At 71.9% G+C, this 19,154-nt stretch carries 23 protein-coding genes; 6 read left to right on the top strand and 17 right to left on the bottom strand.

What is annotated here, in order from left to right; genetic code table 11:
• Nucleotides 1-5: 5 nt before the first annotated feature.
• Genes QUG93_RS04490 through QUG93_RS04480 form a run of 3 tightly spaced genes read right to left on the bottom strand, consistent with a single transcriptional unit; the run spans nt 6 to nt 2,730 of the window.
• Nucleotides 6-1,157, bottom strand: a complete 1,152-nt coding sequence (locus tag QUG93_RS04490) for an AMP-binding protein (RefSeq protein WP_289472453.1) — start codon at nt 1,155-1,157, stop codon at nt 6-8.
• A 16-nt stretch (nt 1,158-1,173) separates the two neighbouring features.
• Nucleotides 1,174-2,103 carry a 1,4-dihydroxy-2-naphthoyl-CoA synthase gene (locus QUG93_RS04485; RefSeq protein WP_289472452.1) on the bottom strand — a complete coding sequence of 310 codons (930 nt, stop codon included), beginning with the start codon at nt 2,101-2,103 and terminating at the stop codon, nt 1,174-1,176.
• Between the two features lie 21 nt (nt 2,104-2,124).
• Entirely contained in the window at nt 2,125-2,730 is a 606-nt protein-coding gene (locus QUG93_RS04480; RefSeq protein ID WP_289472451.1) for a hypothetical protein, read from the bottom strand.
• Nucleotides 2,731-3,009: 279 nt separating this feature from the next.
• On the opposite strand from QUG93_RS04480, the gene QUG93_RS04475 reads away from it, so the two are divergent.
• Nucleotides 3,010-3,990, top strand: coding sequence for an o-succinylbenzoate synthase (locus QUG93_RS04475; RefSeq protein ID WP_289472449.1), 981 nt, complete (start codon nt 3,010-3,012; stop codon nt 3,988-3,990).
• Between the two features lie 306 nt (nt 3,991-4,296).
• Here QUG93_RS04475 and ccsB read toward each other — a convergent pair whose 3' ends face one another.
• The 6 genes from ccsB to QUG93_RS04445 form a co-directional block, all read right to left on the bottom strand.
• Entirely contained in the window at nt 4,297-5,277 is a 981-nt protein-coding gene (gene ccsB, locus QUG93_RS04470) for a c-type cytochrome biogenesis protein CcsB (RefSeq protein WP_289472628.1), read from the bottom strand.
• Between the two features lie 8 nt (nt 5,278-5,285).
• Complete coding sequence (resB, locus tag QUG93_RS04465; protein ID WP_289472626.1) at nt 5,286-6,959, bottom strand: cytochrome c biogenesis protein ResB; 1,674 nt, start codon at nt 6,957-6,959, stop codon at nt 5,286-5,288.
• A 73-nt stretch (nt 6,960-7,032) separates the two neighbouring features.
• Nucleotides 7,033-7,731, bottom strand: a complete 699-nt coding sequence (locus QUG93_RS04460; protein ID WP_289472624.1) for a cytochrome c biogenesis CcdA family protein — start codon at nt 7,729-7,731, stop codon at nt 7,033-7,035.
• Between the two features lie 45 nt (nt 7,732-7,776).
• Entirely contained in the window at nt 7,777-8,388 is a 612-nt protein-coding gene (locus tag QUG93_RS04455) for a TlpA family protein disulfide reductase (RefSeq protein WP_289472447.1), read from the bottom strand.
• Nucleotides 8,388-9,044, bottom strand: coding sequence for a histidine phosphatase family protein (locus QUG93_RS04450; protein WP_289472446.1), 657 nt, complete (start codon nt 9,042-9,044; stop codon nt 8,388-8,390). The genes QUG93_RS04455 and QUG93_RS04450 overlap by 1 nt, the downstream gene beginning before the upstream one ends.
• 96 nt (nt 9,045-9,140) lie before the next feature.
• Nucleotides 9,141-10,631: a SulP family inorganic anion transporter gene (locus QUG93_RS04445; protein WP_289472445.1), complete on the bottom strand. Its 1,491-nt coding sequence runs from the start codon at nt 10,629-10,631 to the stop codon at nt 9,141-9,143.
• Between the two features lie 132 nt (nt 10,632-10,763).
• Here QUG93_RS04445 and QUG93_RS04440 point away from each other — a divergent pair, with 132 nt between their 5' ends.
• Nucleotides 10,764-11,138: a MerR family transcriptional regulator gene (locus tag QUG93_RS04440; protein WP_289472621.1), complete on the top strand. Its 375-nt coding sequence runs from the start codon at nt 10,764-10,766 to the stop codon at nt 11,136-11,138.
• Between the two features lie 21 nt (nt 11,139-11,159).
• Here QUG93_RS04440 and QUG93_RS04435 read toward each other — a convergent pair whose 3' ends face one another.
• Together QUG93_RS04435 and QUG93_RS04430 are read right to left on the bottom strand one after the other, a co-directional pair.
• The gene (locus QUG93_RS04435) at nt 11,160-11,372 is read right to left on the bottom strand and encodes a hypothetical protein (RefSeq protein ID WP_289472444.1); all 213 of its coding nucleotides are present in this window, start codon (nt 11,370-11,372) and stop codon (nt 11,160-11,162) included.
• The gene (locus QUG93_RS04430) at nt 11,326-11,706 is read right to left on the bottom strand and encodes a hypothetical protein (RefSeq protein WP_289472443.1); all 381 of its coding nucleotides are present in this window, start codon (nt 11,704-11,706) and stop codon (nt 11,326-11,328) included. Before QUG93_RS04430 ends, QUG93_RS04435 begins: the two co-directional genes overlap by 47 nt.
• A gap of 140 nt (nt 11,707-11,846) precedes the next feature.
• Here QUG93_RS04430 and aspS point away from each other — a divergent pair, with 140 nt between their 5' ends.
• On the top strand, nt 11,847-13,187 hold the full coding sequence (gene aspS / locus QUG93_RS04425) for an aspartate--tRNA(Asn) ligase (RefSeq protein WP_289472442.1): 1,341 nt from the start codon (nt 11,847-11,849) through the stop codon (nt 13,185-13,187).
• Between the two features lie 136 nt (nt 13,188-13,323).
• Here aspS and QUG93_RS04420 read toward each other — a convergent pair whose 3' ends face one another.
• The 5 genes from QUG93_RS04420 to QUG93_RS04400 form a co-directional block, all read right to left on the bottom strand.
• Nucleotides 13,324-13,617 (bottom strand): Dabb family protein, encoded by a 294-nt coding sequence (locus tag QUG93_RS04420; protein ID WP_289472441.1) that lies wholly within the window; start codon nt 13,615-13,617, stop codon nt 13,324-13,326.
• The gene (locus tag QUG93_RS04415) at nt 13,614-13,868 is read right to left on the bottom strand and encodes a glutaredoxin family protein (protein ID WP_289472440.1); all 255 of its coding nucleotides are present in this window, start codon (nt 13,866-13,868) and stop codon (nt 13,614-13,616) included. The genes QUG93_RS04420 and QUG93_RS04415 overlap by 4 nt, the downstream gene beginning before the upstream one ends.
• Before the next feature lie 83 nt (nt 13,869-13,951).
• Nucleotides 13,952-14,050 carry a 30S ribosomal protein bS22 gene (locus QUG93_RS04410; protein ID WP_003792170.1) on the bottom strand — a complete coding sequence of 33 codons (99 nt, stop codon included), beginning with the start codon at nt 14,048-14,050 and terminating at the stop codon, nt 13,952-13,954.
• A gap of 110 nt (nt 14,051-14,160) precedes the next feature.
• Nucleotides 14,161-14,355 carry a helix-turn-helix domain-containing protein gene (locus QUG93_RS04405; RefSeq protein ID WP_058729786.1) on the bottom strand — a complete coding sequence of 65 codons (195 nt, stop codon included), beginning with the start codon at nt 14,353-14,355 and terminating at the stop codon, nt 14,161-14,163.
• A gap of 124 nt (nt 14,356-14,479) precedes the next feature.
• Complete coding sequence (locus QUG93_RS04400; protein WP_289472439.1) at nt 14,480-14,995, bottom strand: ArsR/SmtB family transcription factor; 516 nt, start codon at nt 14,993-14,995, stop codon at nt 14,480-14,482.
• 71 nt (nt 14,996-15,066) lie between these two features.
• Here QUG93_RS04400 and QUG93_RS04395 point away from each other — a divergent pair, with 71 nt between their 5' ends.
• Nucleotides 15,067-16,506, top strand: coding sequence for a TrkH family potassium uptake protein (locus QUG93_RS04395; protein WP_289472437.1), 1,440 nt, complete (start codon nt 15,067-15,069; stop codon nt 16,504-16,506).
• A 49-nt stretch (nt 16,507-16,555) separates the two neighbouring features.
• Nucleotides 16,556-17,212, top strand: coding sequence for a potassium channel family protein (locus QUG93_RS04390; RefSeq protein WP_289472619.1), 657 nt, complete (start codon nt 16,556-16,558; stop codon nt 17,210-17,212).
• A gap of 84 nt (nt 17,213-17,296) precedes the next feature.
• Here QUG93_RS04390 and proC read toward each other — a convergent pair whose 3' ends face one another.
• Nucleotides 17,297-18,127, bottom strand: coding sequence for a pyrroline-5-carboxylate reductase (proC, locus tag QUG93_RS04385; protein ID WP_289472436.1), 831 nt, complete (start codon nt 18,125-18,127; stop codon nt 17,297-17,299).
• 61 nt (nt 18,128-18,188) lie between these two features.
• Between proC and QUG93_RS04380 the strand changes: the two genes are divergently transcribed.
• Entirely contained in the window at nt 18,189-19,145 is a 957-nt protein-coding gene (locus QUG93_RS04380) for a cation diffusion facilitator family transporter (RefSeq protein WP_289472435.1), read from the top strand.
• Nucleotides 19,146-19,154: the final 9 nt, after the last annotated feature.

The raw sequence follows: 19,154 nt of genomic DNA, 5'->3' as shown, positions 1-19,154 counted from the left end.
GCTGGCTACGCGGTCGGTGCGCCGTCCGGGTCGGCGATGGTGCGGACGGCCCGGCGGTCGGGTTTGCCCGAGGCGAGCACGGGCAGCGCGTCGACGACCAGGACGTCGGCCGGGCGCGCGGCACGGCCCAGTGCCCCGCCGACGTGCGCACGGACCGTGTCGAGGTCGAGCGCGCGCTCGGTGACGACGACCGGCACCTCGCCCCACTCCCCCGAGGCCCGACGCGTCACCACGGCGGCGTCCTGTCCGGGCAGCTCGCGCACCAGGCGTTCCACGGCACCGAGCGGCACCTTCTCACCGCCGGACACGATGACGTCGTCGAGGCGTCCGAGCACCTGGAGTCGTCCGTCCGCACCGGTGGTCGCGGCGTCGCCGGTGCGGTACCAGCGGTGCCCGTCGCGTTCCGTGAAGGTCCGGGCGGTGCGCTCCGGGTCGTCGAGGTAGCCCTCGGCGAGCATCGGTCCGGCGAGTTCGAGCGCACCGTCGACGAGCGCCGTGCGCACGGTGCCGAACGGCGTGCCGTCGTAGACGCACCCGCCGCTCGTCTCGCTCGCGCCGTAGGTGGTGACGACGCGGACGCCGGCATCGAGGGCACGGCGCCGGAGCGGGGCCGGGGTCGCCTGCCCTCCGACCAGGACGGCGTCGAACCGAGTGGCGGCCGCCGTCGCGACGGGGTCGTCGAGCACGCGGGCCAGCTGGACGGGGACGAGCGAGGTGTACCGCCTCGGGGCCTCGGGGCCGACGTCGAGCCGGTCGACCGCCTCGGCGAGTGCCCGCGCGTCGAAGTGTCCCGGCGGCACGACGACGGGCGTCGTGCCCGAGGTGATCGACCGCGTCAGGACGTTGATGCCGGCGATGTAGTGCGTCGGCAGCGCGAGGACCCAGCGGCCGGCACCGCCGAGCGCGGCGTCGGCCGCCGCCGCTCCGGCGAGGAGCGCGTCGGCGGACAGGGCCACGCGCTTGCCGGTGCCGGTGGACCCGCTCGTCTCGACCACCAGGGCGACCCGCTGCGCGACGTGCGCCGGAGCGGGCGACGGCAGGGCGGGAGCCCCCTCGGCGACGGGCAGGAGCGCGGGGCCGCCGGCGAGCGCAGCCTCCAGGCCGCGCAGCACGACCATCGGGTCGGACGCGCCCAGCGCGACCAGGGGGCGGGTCACCGGGAGCGCTCGGTCGTCAGTAGTGCCACGGGAACGCGGTCCAGTCGGGGTCGCGCTTCTGCAGGAAGGAGTCACGGCCCTCGACGGCCTCGTCGGTGCCGTAGGCGAGGCGGGTCGCCTCGCCCGCGAAGACCTGCTGGCCGACCATGCCGTCGTCGACCGCGTTGAAGGCGTACTTGAGCATCCGGATCGCGGTCGGCGACTTGCCGAGGATCGTCTCGCCCCAGCGGAGTGCCTCGCGCTCGAGGTCGGCGTGCGGCACCACCTTGTTGACGGCCCCCATCTCGTACGCGCGCTGGGCGGAGTACTCCTCGGCGAGGAAGAAGACCTCGCGCGCCAGCTTCTGCCCGATCTGCCGCGCGTAGTACGCACTGCCGTAGCCGCCGTCGAAGGAGCCCACGTCGGCGTCGGTCTGCTTGAAGCGGCCGTGCTCGGCGCTCGCGATGGTGAGGTCGCAGATGGCGTGCAGGGAGTGCCCGCCGCCGGCCGCCCAGCCCGGCACCACCGCGATGACGACCTTGGGCATCATGCGGATGAGCCGCTGGACCTCGAGGATGTGCAGGCGGCCCATCGACGCCTGGGCGGCGGCCGGGTCGACCCCCTCGGGCGGGGCACCCTCGTCGCCGACGTACTGGTAGCCGCTGCGGCCGCGGATGCGCTGGTCGCCGCCGGAGCAGAACGCCCATCCGCCGTCCTTCGGGCTCGGGCCGTTGCCGGTGAGCAGGACGACGCCGACGCGGGGGTCCTGACGGGCGTCGTCGAGGGCACGGTACAGCTCGTCGACGGTGCGGGGACGGAACGCGTTGCGCACCTCGGGGCGGTCGAACGCGACCCGGACGATGCCCTGCGACACGTGCTTGTGGTACGTGATGTCGGTGAACTGCTCCGCGACCGGGGCCGCGGTCCACACGTCGGGGTCGAACAGGTCGGAGACGGGAGCAGCCATGCCCCCCACCGTACCGCTCGGCTACATGCCGGTCAGGGCCTCCGGGGCGACGACCACGAGCAGCACGATGAGGATGACCGGGTTCGCGAAGAACGCCAGGACGACGCCGGCCGCGCCGTACCAGCGGCCGAACGAGCCGACCGCCGCGATGAAGCCGAGCACCGCCGCGATCAGGGTGAGGAAGACGACGACGAAGCAGATGCCGAACGCGAAGGTCGTGTCCCCGCCCATGAAGACGGCGAACGCGCTGGCGTCGACCGCGGCGGAGACCACCGCGAGGCCGAGGGCGATCTTGCCCGTGATCGGGTTCCGGCGCCGGCGTTCGGCCTGTCGGAGCGTCCGGGTGTCGACCGTGCCGCGTTCCATCAGGCGTTCGAAGTCACCCGTCGAGCTGGTCCCGGAGCCCGCGGTGCGGGCCCGCGCCGTCGACGGGGATGCCGCGCGCTGCGCTGCCGAGCCGGGCGCCGGACGCTGTGCCGTCGACCGCTGCGCCGCGGCGCGCTGGGCGGCCTGACGCTGGGCGGCCTGGCGCTGCGCCGCTGCGCGTTGCGCTGCTGCTGCCCGCTGGACCTCGTTCGAGGAGGGGCCGCCCGTTCGCTGGCCGCGCTGCTGCGGATCCGACGCCACCGGCCCTCCCTCTCCTCGGTCGTCCACGGTCGTGCCGCGAGGTCCCCCACGGCGGAGCCGACGCTGCGCCGACCGGTGCATGCTAGTGCCCGGCGCTGGCGGTCGGCTCCGAGGAACCAGCGCGTGCGCTGGGCACGTCGGGCCGGCACGACCCGGCCGCGGCTCGGCCGGGTCGTCTCGGCCGCGGCGCGCTGCGCGCCAGGTCGCCGTCGGCGCACCGTCGGCCCGGCGTCGGCGCACCGTCGCCCCGCCGTCGGCTCACCTGCGGGAGGATGGGGTGTGCTCCCCGATCTCGACGACCTGACCGCCGACGCCCACGTCGTCGCCCTGCCGATGCGCGTCCGGTTCCGCGGCATCACCGTCCGTGAGGCCCTCGTGCTCCGCGGCCCGGCGGGCTGGACCGAGTTCTCGCCGTTCGTCGAGTACGACGACGCCGAGTCGGTCGCCTGGCTCCGGGCCGCTGTCGACTTCGGCTGGACCGACCACGAACCGACCGTGGACTCGGTCCCGGTGAACGCGACGGTCCCGGCGGTCGCGCCCGACGACGTCGCCGCCCTCCTGGCGCGCTACCCGGGCTGCACGACCGCGAAGGTCAAGGTCGCCGAGCCCGGCACTACCATCGACGACGACGTCGCACGGGTCGCCGAGGTGCGCCGGGTGATGGGAGCGGAGGCAGCCGTCCGTGTCGACGCGAACGGGCTGTGGTCGGTCGACCAGGCCACCGTCGCCCTGGAACGCCTGGCACCCCACGGGCTGCAGTACGCCGAGCAGCCGTGCCGGACGGTGCCGGAGCTCGCGGCGCTGCGCACCCGGATCGCGGGCCTCGGCGTGGCGATCGCCGCGGACGAGAGCGTCCGGAAGGCCTCGGAACCGCTCGCGGTCGCCCGCGCGGGTGCTGCGGACGTGCTCGTCGTCAAGGCGCAGCCGCTCGGTGGCGTGACCGCGGCACAGGCCGTCGTCGCCGGGGCCGGTCTGCCGTGCGTGGTGTCCAGCGCGCTCGACACCTCGGTGGGACTCGGCATGGGAGCGTTCCTGGCCGCGGCGGCGATGAGCCCCGGGTACGCGGCGGGCCTCGGCACGGCGGCGATGTTCACGGCCGACGTGACCACGTCACCCCTGCTGCCGGAGGACGGGCGCGTGCGGGTGCGGCGCGTCGAGGTCGCACGGGACCTGCTCGAACGGAACGCGGCGTCGCCGGAGCGCAGGGCGTGGTGGCTCGCCCGCCTGGAGCGCGTGCACGCGCTGCTCGCCGCAGCCTGACGACACCGCCTGGCGCTCGGCTCGACAGCGCCGGACGGGCGCGAACGGGCAGGACCTGCCGCTCACGTCCGCGCAGCGGGCGGGAACCGTCGGCGCGGAGCGCCGAGCGTGACGGATCGTGCGCACTCGCTGCGCCCGACCGGCCACAGCCAGGGCCTCAGCCAGGGACACAGCAAGTGCCACAGCCCGACGACAGCGCCCCGGCAACCGCCACCGAGCGCCGGACCGGACGGGAGGCACGGTGCCAGCTGGCACCGTGCCTCCCGTCCGGACGCGGTCGCGTCGACGACGCGACCGGTCAGGGGTTCACAGGCCCGAGTAGCTGTGCAGGCCCTTGAAGAACACGTTCACGACGGAGAAGTTGAACATCACGGCCGCGAAGCCGATGAGCGCCAACCACGACGAGCGGGCACCACGCCAGCCGCGGGTCGCACGCGCGTGGATGTACCCGGCGTAGACGACCCAGATGATGAAGGTCCAGACCTCCTTGGTGTCCCACCCCCAGTACCGACCCCAGGCCCGCTCGGCCCAGATCGCACCCGCGATGAGCGTGAAGGTCCAGAGCACGAAGCCGACGAGCAGGACGCGGTAGGTCAGGACCTCGAGCCGGTCGGCGTCGGGCAGGGTCTCCATGAAGCGGAGCTGCTTCGAGACCGGACGACCCTGGCGGTACGTCTGCACGAGCTGCGCGACCGCGAGGCCCGCGCCCAGGGCGAAGAAGCCCGTGCCGGCGATCGCCACGAAGACGTGGATGACGAGCCAGTAGGACTGCAGCGCGGGCTGCAGCGGGACGACGGGCACCCAGTAGTTCACCGTTGCGATGCCGAGCAGGATGATCGTCAGGCCGGTGATGAAGACACCGAGGAACTTCAGGTTCTGCCAGAACTGCACGAGCAGGAAGATCAGCGTGATGAGCGCCGTGCCGGTCAGCGAGAACTCGAACATGTTGCCCCACGGCACGCGATCGGCCGCGATGCCCCGGAGCACGGTGGCGCCGACGTGCAGCACGAGCGCGAGGATCGTCATGGCCATGCCGACGCGCTCGAACTTGGTCCCGCCACCGCCCGACCGGCCGGACGTCGTGGCCACCTTCTCGAGCACGACCGTCCCGCCCTGCACCGTCGCGACGGTGCGCTCCTCGGGCGCAGCCGCCGCGCCCCCGGCTGCTGCGGTCACCTGACCCGAGCGCTTCGCCATGTCGAGTGCGAACGAGATGAACGCGACGACGTAGACCGCCATCGCGGAGTACGTCAGGACGACCGAGTAGGTCGCGAGGTTGGTCGTCATGTCCGGGTTCACGCAGGAATCCTAACTCCGAGGTCCGACAGGTGCCGGCGGGCGATGTCGTCGACGGCGCGCTCGAGGTTGGGGTCCTCGCCGCGCGCCAGGCCGGCGTACTCCAGGTCGTACTCGCCGTGCTCCGCGCCCCGACGAGGGACGGCCTTCACCCACACGCGACGGCGCGGGACGAACAGCGACGTGAGCAGGCCGAGCACCGCCAGCACGGCGAACCCGGCGACGAAGAGCTGCGACGGGTCGTGGTGCACGTCGAGGGAGACGTACCGCTTCACGCCGTCGAAGGTGATCGACCCCGTGCCGTCCGGGAGCGTCTTGGTCTGACCGGGCTCGAGCTCGATGCTCGCCGTCTTCGACTGCCGACCGGCGATCTGCTCGAGACCGCTGGTGTCCAGCGAGTAGACGCTCTGCGGGACGCCGCTGTCGAGTCCGAGGTCGCCGCGGTAGACCTGCAGCGTCAGCAGCGGGTTCTGCGCGTCGGGGTAGGCGCTCGCGAACGCGCCGGTCGACAGCTTCGAGGCGGTCGGGTAGAAGAAGCCGACCAGGCCGAGCTGCGACGGCGACGCGTCCGGCACCTTGATGACGCCGGTCGAGGTGTAGTTCGCGTCCTCGGGCAGGAACGGGACGACGTCCTGGAACGCCACGTCGCCCTTGCCGTCCCGCACGGTGACCTGCATCGCGTACCCGTTGCCGAGCAGGTAGACGTTCGTCCCGCCGACGGACAGTGGGTCGTTCACGCCGATGCGGCTGGTCTTCGCCGGCCCACCCTTCTCGCGGCTCGTGACCGTGGCGGAGTAGTCGAGCGCCTGCCCGAGCGCGTCGAGGTTCTTCTCCTCGTAGGTCGTCGTGAACTTGTCGAGCGTGAGGTTGTAGCCCTTCAGGTCCGACTGCTCGAACCACCGACCCGGGTTGAACGAGTCGTACGAGCCGAGCACGTTCGAGAACGTCTGTCCCTCGACGAGCAGCCGCTGCCCGGTGTAGCTGAAGCCGCCGCCGAGCCCGACGGCTACGAGCACGCCGACGAGCGCGGCGTGGAAGACGAGGTTGCCGGTCTCGCGCAGGTACCCGCGCTCCGCGCTCACCGAGTCGCCGAACCGCTCGACGCGGTACCCGGAGCGCTTGAGCACGGTCGCCGCGCGGGTCACGGCGTCATCGACGGACGGGAGGCTCGTGGTCGCGTCCGCCGCGACGGTCACGCCCGTCGTGCTGGTCCCGGACAGTGCGTCGGCGTCCACCGGGACGGACCGGTAGCCGGCCAGTCGGCCGAGGCGCACCGGCGTCCTCGGAGGTCGCGTCCGGAGCGCCTGCCAGTGGTGCTTCGTGCGCGGGACGATGCAGCCGATGAGCGACACGAAGAGCAGCAGGTAGATCGCGGAGAACCACACCGAGGTGTAGGTGTCGAAGACCTGCAGGGTGTCGAGCACCGGGAAGAGCTGCGGGTGGTCCGCCTTGTACTGCACCACGCCGTTGGGGTCGGCGGTGCGCTGCGGCACGAGCGAGCCGGGGATCGCGGCCAGCGCCAGGAGCATGAGCAGGAAGAGCGCGGTGCGCATGCTCGTCAGCTGGCGCCAGAAGAAGCGGACGTAGCCGGTGAACCCGAGCTTCGGCTGCGTCGGGCCGTCGTCTCCGCCGGCCGTCGGCACGGCGCTGTCGACGTGGTCGGACGGACGCATCGGGTCGGCGCCCGAGGTCGTGTCGTCCACGGGTGCTCGTCCGGCGTCCGGATGCTCGGGGGTGGCGTCGTGCTCAGACCGCGGGGACAAAGCTCTGGATCACCGCCCCGACGCTCGACATGACGGCCGACCAGATGCCGGTGACCATGAGCAGACCGATGACGATCAGGATCGCTCCTCCGATGATGTTGACGGTGCGCATGTGGCGCTTGACGGCGCGGATCGCGCCGGTCGCCCAGCCGGCGCCGAGCGCCACGAGCACGAACGGGATGCCGAGGCCGAGGCAGTACGCGACGCCGAGCCACATGCCCTGCCACGCACTGCCCGACTGGACGCTGAGCAGGTTGATCGCGGCGAGGGTCGGCCCGAGGCACGGGGTCCAGCCCAGACCGAACACGATGCCGAGCAGCGGCGCGCCGACGAGGCCGGTCGCGGGGGTCCACGACGGCTTGATCGTGCGCTGCAGGAACGTGAACCGTCCGATGAAGACGAGCCCCATCGCGATCACGACGACACCGAGCACCTGGGTGATGAGGTCCCGCCAGCGGACGAGCCAGAAGCCGAGCGCGCCGAAGACCGTCGTGTACGCGACGAACACGGCCGTGAAGCCGAGCACGAACAGCACCACGCCGAGCACGACACGACCCCGACGCTGCCCGCCCTCGGCGATGCCCCCGACGTAGCCCAGGTAGCCGGGCACGAGCGGCAGCACGCACGGGGACAGGAACGACACGAGCCCGGCCAGGGCGGCGACGGGCAGCGCCACCAGCATCTGCCCGCTCAGGATCGCGTCGGCGAAGGGGTTGCCGGGCACGGGTCAGGACGCCTTGCCGTCGAGCTCGTCCCCGACGAGGGTCTGCAGGATGCTCTTCCCGTCGATCGCGCCGAGGACGCGGGCGGCGACACGGCCCTGCTTGTCGAGCACGATGGTCGCGGGGACCGCGTTCGGGGCGATCTGCCCGGACAGCGCGAGCTGCACCGTGCCGTCGCGGGCGTCGAGCACGGTCGGGTAGTCGACACCGAAGGTGCGCTCGAACGCGGCGGCGGTGCCTTCCTCGTCGCGGACGTTGACGCCCACGAAGGCGACGTCGTCGTCGGCGTACTGGTCGTGGACCTGGTTCAGGTACTTCGCCTCGGCACGGCACGGCGGGCAGCCGGCGTACCAGAAGTTGAGGACGACGACCTTGCCGCGCAGGGCCTTCGCCGAGACGGTGTCGCCGTTAGTGTCCTTCGTCGTGAAGTCGACCGGGTCGGCACGCTTGTCGGCGGCGACCTCGGTCACCGCGCCGGTGCCGGAGATGTAGTTCTGGGTCGTACCGCTGCCGTACTGTCGCGACAGGTCGTCGTTCGAGGACGAGCACCCGGCGAGCGCCAGGGCTGCGATCACCACCGTGGCCGCGGTGGCTGCGATCCGGGTCCGGGTGGTCATCAGACTGCTCCTTCGTCGACGGCGGACGCACGCAGTGACTGCGCGGGGTCCGCGTACCCGACCTCGGTGAACCGACCGGACGAGGTGGCGGGCACACGCTCGAGGGTGGTGATGCTGGAGAGGTCGCAGCGACGCTTGCGCGGGTCGTGCCAGAGCGGCTCCCCCGCGAGCTTGCGGTGCACGGTCCAGATGGGCAGCTGGTGGCTGACCAGGACGACGTCGCCGTCGTCGACGCTCTCCCACGCGGACGCCACCGCGGCGAGCATGCGGTTCGCGATCGACTCGTACGCCTCGCCCCAGCTCGGTCGGAAGGGGTTCGCGATCCACGGCCACTCGCCCGGGCGGGTGATCGAGCGCTTCGTGAAGCCGGGGCGCTGTCCCTCGTAGCGGTTCGTCGGCTCGATGAGCCGCTCGTCGAGCGAGACGTCGAGCCCGTACGCGGCGGACCACGGCGCGGCGGACTCCTGCGTGCGCTGGAGCGGCGACGCGACGATCCGACGGACGTCGACCCCGGCGTCGTGCCACGCGGTCGCCGACGCGGCGGCCATCCGGGCGCCGAGGTCGCTCAGGCCGAAGCCGGGCAGACGGCCGTAGAGCACTCGCCCCGGGTTGTGGACCTCGCCGTGCCGGACGAGGTGGATCCGTGTCGCGGGCATGGGTTCCAGTCTAGGTCGCTCCACCGTCACCACCCGCCCCACAGGGGATTCACCGGATGTGCGACCGTTCAGCCCCGCCCCGTCAGCCCCGAGCGGTCAGCCCAGCCGTCCGGTGAGTCGCCCGTGCAGCGCCACCGACCCTGTGTTGAGGTTCACGACCTCGACCGACGAGCCGTGCCGTGCGTACCGCTGCTCCACGCCGTCGAGCGCCGCCACCGTGCTGGCGTCGAAGACGTGGGCATCCGACATGTCGACGATGACCCGCTCCGGGTCCTCGGCGTACGAGAACCGCGTCACGAGGTCGTTGGACGAGGCGAAGAACAGCGCACCGCGGACCCGGTACCGCACCGTGTGCTCGTCGACGGGTTCACGGACGACCGAGACGACGTGCGCGGCCCGACGGGCGAACACGAGCGCCGCGACGACGACCCCGACCAGGACCCCGGTGGCGAGGTTGTCGGTCGCCACCACGACCACGACCGTGATGACCATGACCGCGGTCTCGCCGAGCGGCATCCGACCGAGGGTACGGGGTCGGACGCTGTGCCAGTCGAACGTCGCCACGCACACCATGAGCATCACGGCGGTCAACGCGGCCATCGGGATCTGGGCGACGAGGTCGTGGAGCACGATCGTCAGGACGAGCACCGAGGCCCCTGCGGCGAAGGTCGACACCCGTGTCCGCGCACCCGCGGTCTTGACGTTGATGACGGTCTGCCCGATCATCGCGCAACCGCCGGTGCCGCCGAAGAACGCGGACGCGATGTTGGCGATGCCCTGCCCCCACGACTCACGCCACGCACTCGATCGCGTCTCGGTGAGCGAGTCGACGAGCTGCGCGGTCAGGAGCGTCTCGATGAGCCCGACGATCGCGACGCCGAACGCGTACGGCGCGACGATCTGCAGGGTCTCGAGCGTCAGCGGCACGGTGATGCCGCCGAATCCGGGCAACGCGGTCGGCAGGGCGCCCTCGTCGCCGACCGTCGGGACCGCGACCCCGAACACCATCGTGATCGCCGTGACCACCACGACCGCGATGAGCGGCGCGGGGACCGCCTTGGTGAGGAACGGGAACGCCACGATGATGCCGACGCCGAGCGCCGTGAGCGGCCACACCACGAGCGGTACGTCGTCGCCGAACAGGTTCGGCAGCTGCGCGGTGAAGATGAGGATCGCGAGCGCGTTGACGAAGGCCACGTTGACGCTCCGCGGGATGAACCGCATCAACCGGGCCACGCCGAGGAACCCGAGGACGAGCTGGAACACCCCGCCGAGCACCACCGCCGGCACGAGGTAGGCGACGCCGTGGTCCCGCACGAGCGGCGCGATCACGAGCGCGACCGAACCCGCGGCGGCGGAGATCATGGCGGGGCGGCCGCCGACGATCGAGATCACGACCGCGATGACCACGCTCGAGAACAGACCGACGGCGGGGTCGACGCCCGCGACGACCGAGAACGAGATCGCCTCGGGGATCAGGGCGAGCGCGGTGACCACGCCGGCCAGGACCTCACGGGTGAGCAGACGGGGCGATCGGAGCGCGCTGACGACGCTGGGCGCCGTGGGAGCGTGGGGTGCGAGGGACATCGTCCGCAACCCTACCCTGACGTGAGGGTAGGGTTGTACCCGGCACCGAGCGACGACGGAAGGAGGTCTGCCACCATGACGACCGTGAGCCCCTCCTCTCCGACGCCCGACGACCGGACGGCAAGCGACACGATGCACATCGGCGAGCTCGCCGAGCGCGCCGGGATGTCACTGCGCACGATCCGGCACTACGACGAGGTCGGCCTCCTCGTGCCGAGCGGCCGGACCGCCGGGGGCTTCCGCGTGTACACCGCGCAGGACCTCGAACGACTGCTCGTCATCCGCCGCATGAAGCCGCTCGGCTTCACGCTCGACGAGATGGCCGAGCTGCTCCGGGTCGTCGATGCCCTGGCCGGTGCCGCGCCCGCGGACCAGGCGGCACTCGCCGCCCGGCTCGACGCATCCCTCGAGGACGCCCGCGCCCGGCACGCCAAGCTCGTCGAACGGGCCGGCATGGCCGAGGAGTTCATCGGCACGCTCAGCACCCTGCGCGCCGCGCTCCCCTGAACGGCGGAGGACCCAGCACCGTCACCGGTCGACCTGCAGTTCGCCAGCCTCGATGAGCCGCGCCCGCTCGCGCCGCGCCTCTCGCAGCTCTTCACGCCAGCGGAGCAGGTCGTCGTGGAGCCGGATGATCCGCCGGGCCTTCCAGGGGCGGAAGCGGTACTGCCGTCGGATCTGCTGCCGCCACCGCTCACGGTCGCGCTCGATGAACACCTGCACCGGGTCTTCCACCGTCATCTCCGTCTCCTTCCGTGATGAGGTCGAGCACGATCTTGCCGACCGCGGCATGCTCGTCGCGAAGGATCTGCATGTCGGACATCGCTTGCGCACTGAGGCGACCGATCTCTGCCCGCCCGACGTCGTCGTCGCTCGCGTGGTCGACCGTCCACACGAACCGCGCCCAGGCCCGGTCGCGCTCCTCCCGCACCACGTCCCGCCGCCACCGCAGCACGGCCCAGAGCCCGCCGACCAGGGCGCCGACCATCGTCATCCCCGACCCGACCGCCGCGGCGACGACCGCCGCCACCGCGACGGGCGGCCAGGCCGCGAGCCCCGCCCCCGTTGCCGTCATCGGGGACCCCTCTCGACTCGCGACCCGACCACACGGACGACGCTACGGAGCCGCCGGAGCCGGGTCGTGCCTCCCGGCCGGAGTTGTGGAGAGGACGCGCCGCGACCCCACCTGTGGAGGAGGCCGTAGACTCGACGACCGTGATCGAACGCACCCGCATCGCCGACCTCGCCGCCCTCCCCGACGGCCCCGTTGCCGTCGCCGGCTGGGTGGAGACCGTCCGCGACCAGAAGAAGGTCCAGTTCGTCGTCCTCCGCGACGAGACCGGCGCCGCGCAGCTGGTGAACCCGGCGACGCGCGAGGCCGAGGACGGCGACGACGACGCCCAGGCGCGTCTCGCCATCACGAACGAGATCTCCGGACTGGCGCACGGCACCTTCGTGCACGTCCGCGGGACGCTCAAGCACGACGAGCGCGTCAAGCTCGGCGGGCTCGAGGTCAGGGTCGGCTCGCTCGAGGTGGTCAGCGCCGCGAAGCCGGAGACGCCCATCGCCGACGACTCGTCGCTCGACAAGCGGCTCGACTGGCGCTTCCTCGACCTGCGCAACCGCAAGCAGAACCTGATCTTCCGCATCCAGACCACGCTGGAGCACGCGTTCCGCACCTACTGGGTCGAGCGGGACTACATCGAGATCCACACGCCGAAGCTGATGGCGTCGGCGTCCGAGTCGCGTGCCGAGCTCTTCCAGCTCGAGTACTTCGAGACCACCGCGTACCTGGCGCAGTCGCCGCAGAACTTCAAGCAGATGGCGCAGCCGGCCGGCTTCGGCGCGGTGTTCGAGATCGCCGACGCCTTCCGTGCGGACCCGTCCTTCACCAGCCGTCACGCCACCGAGTTCACGAGCGTCGACGCCGAGATCTCGTGGGTCGAGTCGCACGCCGACGTCATGGCGATGCACGAGGAGCTCCTCGTCGCGGGCTTCACCGCCGTCAAGGAGAAGTACGGCAAGGAGATCGAGGAGGTCTTCGGCTTCGAGTTCGCCGTGCCGACCGCTCCGTTCCCCCGCGTGACCCTGGCCGAGGCCCGGAAGATCGTCGCCGACAGCGGCTACGAGGTCGTGCGTGCCGACGGTGACCTCGACCCCGAGGGCGAGCGCCGCGTGAGCGCCTGGGCCAAGGAGACGCACGGCTCCGAGTTCGTGTTCGTCACCGACTACGACGCCTCGATCCGCCCGTACTACCACATGCGTCACGCCGACGACCCGACGCTCACGAACAGCTACGACCTGCTGTTCAACGGCGCCGAGATCTCCACCGGCGCCCAGCGCGAGCACCGCGTCGACGTGCTCGAGGCGCAGGCCGTCGAGAAGGGCCTCGCCCCCGAGGAGCTCGGCTGGTACCTCGACTTCTTCCGCTACGGCGTGCCGCCGCACGGCGGGTTCGGCATGGGCCTGGCGCGCGTGCTCATGCTCGCGCTGCACGAGCCCTCCATCCGCGAGGTCACCTACCTGTTCCGCGGACCGACGCGCCTCACCCCGTAGGCACGGCAGGAGGCGTACACGCGCCGCGTCGTTCATGGAGCAGAAGACGTCGCCTCCCGGTCTGGGAGGCGACGTCTTCTGCTCCACGGAGACGACCGGACGGCGATCGGGCGGACGGCCGGTCGGGAGGCGCGGCTCAGCTCTCCCAGTCGATGGCCGCCCGCCCCGTGACCAGTCCGCGGATCTCGGCCGCGGCTGCCTGGTGCTCTGGGTGGACCTGGTACTCGTCGAGCCCCGTCAGGTCCTCGAACGTCGCCACGACGGCGACGTCCTGGTTCTTCCCCGGGTAGGCGACGTTCTCGACGACCTCGAGCGAGCGGATCGAGTCGATCCTGCCGACCAGGCCGGTGAGCAGCTCGCGGATGTGCGTGACGACCGTGTCACGGTCGAGGTCCTCGCGGACGGTCCAGGAGACGACGTGGTGGATCATGCGCGGGCCTCGGCCTGCTCGAGGGCGCGGTGCAGCCGGTCGGCGTCGACGTGCCAGTTGCTGTGGACCCGCCCGTCGACGAGCACGACGGGGATGTCCTCCGCGTACTCCTCGCGCAGCGCGTCGTCGTCGAGGATCGACCGCTCCTCGAGGGTCGCACCGGGATGGGCCGCCACGACCTGCTCGACGACCGGACGTGCGTCGTCGCAGAGGTGGCAGCCGGGCTTCGTCAGGAACGTCACGGCGGGCATGGACCCACACTAACGCGCGCCGGGCCCACCCCCGGGAACACGAAAGCCCCGGCGGACCGGGGCTTCGGGTGCAAGTACTGGACTTACTTCTTGTTGCGACGCTGGTGACGCGTCTTGCGAAGGAGCTTGCGGTGCTTCTTCTTCGCCATGCGCTTGCGACGCTTCTTGATGACAGAACCCATAGTGGACCTCGCTCGGAACGATGCTGATGTGTGGACACCGGGCCCGAAGAGACCGCGGAAAATCAACCCGGCCGAGTCTAGCGGAGCGCAGCGGTCCTGTCGAACGAGCGTCAGCCGACGTCGGCGATCCCGCCGCGCAGGAGCTCGGCGACGGCCGACTCCGGGACGCGGAACGAGCGACCGAAGCGGATCGCCGGGAGCTCCCCGGCGTGCACCATCCGGTAGACCGTCATCTTCGACACGCGCATCATCTCGGCCACCTCAGCGACGGTGAGGAAGCGCACGTCGTCGAAACTGCCGGTCATGGTCCGCCTTCGGGTGGCCGTGCTGGTGCACGGAAGTGGTGTGACCTGTGTGGTCAGTGGCGAGTGTAGGGGCGCGTGGGACCGCGTGTCCAGGAGACTCCGAGCACGCACACGGCCGACCTCGTCAGTCGTCCTCGCCGCGCCGCGTGAAGCGCTTCCGGCCCCGGTCGACGACCCGCTCCCAGCCCTGCTGCGCGCCCGTGAACGCCGCGGTTGCACGGTGCGACGCCTCGGCCATCACGCGACCGAGCTCGGTGCCGACCTCCACGGTCGAACGCCCTCCGTTGCCCGAGCGACGGACCGAGACCGGCTGCCCGTCCGGCGTCCACGCCGTCGTCGCCGGGGTGCCGTCGGCGTCGACCGCACCGGTGAACGGGACGACCCAGTCCTCGAGCCGGACGAGTGGCTCCGGGTCGAGCCGGTAGTAGCGGTGCTGCCCCTCCTCGCGGCTCGTCACCAGGCCGTGGTCACGGAGGACCCTCAGGTGCTTCGACACGGTCGGCTGGCTGACGCCGATCTTCTCGACCAGCTGCCCGACGCTGAGCTCCCCGCCGGTCACGTCGGACCCGTAGGCCGTGAGCAGCGCCCCGAGCAGCTCGCGCCGGGTCGGGTCCGCCACGACGGTGAAGATGTCGGCCATGCGGCAAGGCTAGCCGGACCCACGCGCATGTACGATGACCGCTGACCTGCCCACGGCTCCGGAGGCACAGGATGCTCGACCGCACCGAGCCGCTCAACCGGCACACGCCGACGAGCGGGGCGAGACGGCGTCTCGACGGCGCGCTCGGCGTCCTCCGGTCGTCGCCGTCCCGGCTCGCGATCCTCGTCTTCGTCGCGCTGATCCTCATCTTCACGGCCCTGTTCACGACGCCGTGGGCCGCCGCCGACCGGACCCCGACGCACTTCGCCGACGCCCTGTTCACCGCGGCGTCGGTCGTCTGCGTCACGGGGCTGTCGACGGTGGACATGGCCACGCACTGGTCGGTGTTCGGCAAGGTGCTCATCGTCGTGGGGACCCAGATCGGCGCCGTCGGCGTCCTCACCTTCGCCTCGATCCTCGGCCTGGTCGTCACACGGCGGCTGGGGCTCCGTGCGAAGCTCATCGCCGCCGGCGACTCGAACCCGCTCCGCACGCACTCCGGTGCCGTGCCCGAGGGGCAGGCGGTCCGGCTCGGCGAGGTCGGCACGCTCCTGCTCACCGTGGCGGTCAGCACCCTGACGATCGAGATCGCGATCGGTGTGCTCCTGCTGCCGTCGGTGCTCGCCGCGGGCTACCCCTTCTGGACCGCCGTCGGGGACGCCTTCTACTACTCGGCGATGGCCTTCACGAACACCGGGTTCTCCCCCAACGCCGAGGGGCTGACCCCCTTCGCGAACGACTACTGGTTCCTGTCACTCCTCATGGTCGCGGTCGTCGCCGGGTCGATCGGGTTCCCGGTCATCCGCGCGGTGACGAAGCAGTTCCGCACCCCGCGCCGGTGGCCGATCCACGTCAAGCTGACCCTGGCCACGAGCGCGGTGCTGCTCGTCCTCGGCGCGGTCGTCTACACGGCGCTCGAGGCCTCGAACCCCCGCACACTCGGGGACGCCGGTGCCGGGCACACGGCGTTCCAGGCGCTGTTCTTCTCGACGATGACGCGCTCCGGCGGCTTCGCCACGATCGACGTCGAGCAGATGCACGGCGCCAGCCTGCTCGTCACCGACATGCTCATGTTCATCGGTGGCGGGTCGGCGTCGACGGCGGGCGGCATCAAGGTGACGACCCTGGCGGTGCTCTTCCTCGCCGCGGTCGCCGAGGCCCGCGGGCGCCAGGGCATGGAGGCGTTCGGGCGACGCATCCCGGGCGACGTCCTGCGCGTGGCCGTCGCGGTCGTGCTCTGGGGAGCGACGATCGTCGCCGTCATGACGGTCGTCCTGCTGCAGATCACCGGCGACTCGCTCGACCGCGTGCTCTTCGAGGTCATCTCCGCCTTCGCGACCTGCGGGCTGAGCTCCGGGATCTCCGCCGAGCTCCCCGAAGCCGGCAAGTACGTCCTCGCCGCCACGATGTTCCTGGGCCGGGTCGGTACAGTGACCATCGCCGCCGCGCTGGCCGCCAGCCAGAGCCGGCAGTTGTTCCGCCGCCCCGAGGAGAGGCCGATCGTTGGCTGACCGCCGCCCCCGCGCCGACCGCCGCGCACCCCACCCCGTCACCGGGGCCGTGAGCCACGACGCGCCCGTGCTCGTCCTGGGCCTCGGTCGCTTCGGCGCCGCCACCGCCGGGCAGCTCGAACGCCAGCACCGCGAGGTCCTCGTCGTCGACACCGACGCCGGCCTGGTGCAGAAGTGGTCCGACCGCGTGACGCACGCCGTGCAGGCCGACGCGACGGACATCGACGCCCTGCGCCAGATCGGTGCCCAGGACTTCGCGATCGCGGTCGTGGCCGTCGGGTCGCACCTGGAGTCGAGCGTGCTCATCACGTCGAACCTCGTCGACCTCGGCATCCCGCAGATCTGGGCGAAGGCCGTCAGCCGCTCGCACGGCACGATCCTGTCCCGCATCGGTGCGAACCACGTCGTCTACCCGGAACGCGAGGCCGGCGAGCGGACGGCACACCTCGTCTCCGGTCGGATGCTCGACTTCATCGAGTTCGACGACGACTTCGCCGTCGTGAAGATGTTCCCGCCGCGCGCGGTGCGCGGCAAGGACCTCGCGACGACGGTGATCCGCACGCGGCACGGCCTGACCGTGCTCGGCATCAAGTCGCCGGGCAAGGCGTTCGTGCCGGCGACGCCGGACAGCGTCATCGGCGAGGACGACGTCATCATCGTCTCGGGCACCGAGACGGACCTGGAGCGCTTCGCCGCGCTCGAGTAGCGGCCCCGAGACGGACGGGAGGCCCGTGGCGGCGTCCGCCACGAGCCTCCCGTCCGCCGCTCGGTCACCCCGACAGCCGCAGCGTCACGACGCCGCGATCTCCTCGGCCCGCGCGATCGCCGCGCGCGACGCGCGCGTGAAGGTGTCGGCCAGGTCGGCCTCCTGCAGCACCGCGACCGCCCGCTCGGTGGTGCCCTTCGGGCTGGTGACCGCACGACGGAGTTCGGCGGGACCGCGACCCGAGGCGGCCAGCAGTTCGACGGCGCCCCGCAGCGTGCCCTGCACCATGGTGGCGGCCTGCTCGGGGGTGAAGCCGAGGCCCTCGGCCGCCTGCTGCCACTGCTCGACGAGCAGGAAGACGTAGGCGGGCCCGGACCCGGAGACGGCGGACAGTGCGTCGAGCTGGTGCTCGGGCACCTCGAGCACCTGCCCGGAGACGGCGAACACCGAGGAGGCCAGCGCGACCGCGTCCGCGTCGGCGGTGGAGCCCGCGCTGACGCCGGTGACGCCGTGGCCGACGCCGATCGGGGTGTTCGGCAGCGCGCGGACGACCCGGACGCCGGCGGGCACACGGGCCTCCATCGACGCCAGGGTGGTGCCGACCGCGACGCTCACGACGACCGCGCCCGGGTGCAGGGACGCGGCGACCTCGTCGAGGACCTCGCCGACCAGGTACGGCTTGACGCCGAGCACGACGAGCCCGGCGCCGCGGACGGCGGCCCGGTTCGCCTCCGGGTCGGTGTCGGTCGCCGTGGCGGCGAGACCGCGCTCCCGCCACGCCGCCGCCGAGGCCTCGGACCGCGTCGTGAGCGCCACGGTCGCGGGGTCGAGACCGGCCGCGAGGAGTCCCTGGAGGACGCTGCCGGACATGGAGCCGACGCCGAGCATGGCGGTGCGGGGCAGTTCGATCGTCATGCTCCCGACCCTACCCAGCGCCCACGCCTAGGATCGGGACAGGTCGGGAGAAGGGACCCCTGTGAGCGCTTCGGGAGGCACGAAGGCGATCCTCGCCGCCCTCGCCGCGAACGTCGGCATCGCGATCGTCAAGTTCGTCGCGGCAGCGATCAGCGGATCGGCGGCGATGCTCGCCGAGGGCGTCCACTCCCTGGCGGACTCGGCCAACCAGCTGCTGCTCCTGCTCGGCGGACGCCGTGCCCGTCGCGCAGCGGACCAGGAGCACCCGTTCGGCCACGGTCGCGAGCGCTACGTGTACGCCTTCGTCGTCTCGATCATCCTGTTCAGCATCGGCGGGGTGTTCTCGCTCTACGAGGGCCTCGAGAAGCTGCGCGAGCCGCACCCCCTGACGAACTGGTGGCTCCCCGTCGCCGTGCTCGTCGTGGCGATCGGGCTCGAGGGCTTCTCGCTCCGCACCGCCCTGCGCGAGGCCCGCCCGCAGAAGGGGTCGCAGTCGTGGGTGCAGTTCGTCCGCCGTGCGAAGGCACCCGAGCTCCCCGTGGTCATGCTCGAGGACACCGCCGCGTTGACCGGCCTCGTCCTCGCCCTGTTCGGTGTCGGCCTGACCGTGCTCACCGGCAACGGGGTCTTCGACGCCATCGGCACGATCCTGATCGCCCTGCTGCTCATCGCGGTGGCCGTCGTGCTCGGCATCGAGACGAAGAGCCTGCTCGTGGGCGAGGGGGCGAGCGCCGCCGACGTCGAGCGGATCCGGGCAGCCGTGCTCGACGGCCCCGAGGTCGAGTCGATCGTGCACCTCAAGACGCTGTACCTCGGGCCGGACGAGCTGATGGTCGGCATGAAGGTCGCGGTCGACGGCGACCGACGACTCGGCGACGTCGCGGCGGGCATCGACGTCGTGGAGCAGCGCATCCGAGCGGCCGTCCCGATCGCCCGGGTCATCTACGTCGAGCCGGACGTGCTCCGGACCGGTCCGCGGCCGCCCACCGAGGCGATCGTCATCCGCGCCGCCGACTGAGGCGCGCCG

Origin of the sequence: Curtobacterium caseinilyticum (assembly GCF_030363035.1) — a bacterium.
In the GTDB taxonomy this organism is placed as follows: Bacteria; Actinomycetota; Actinomycetes; order Actinomycetales; family Microbacteriaceae; genus Curtobacterium; species Curtobacterium caseinilyticum.
This window is presented reverse-complemented; position numbering and strand designations above follow the sequence as displayed.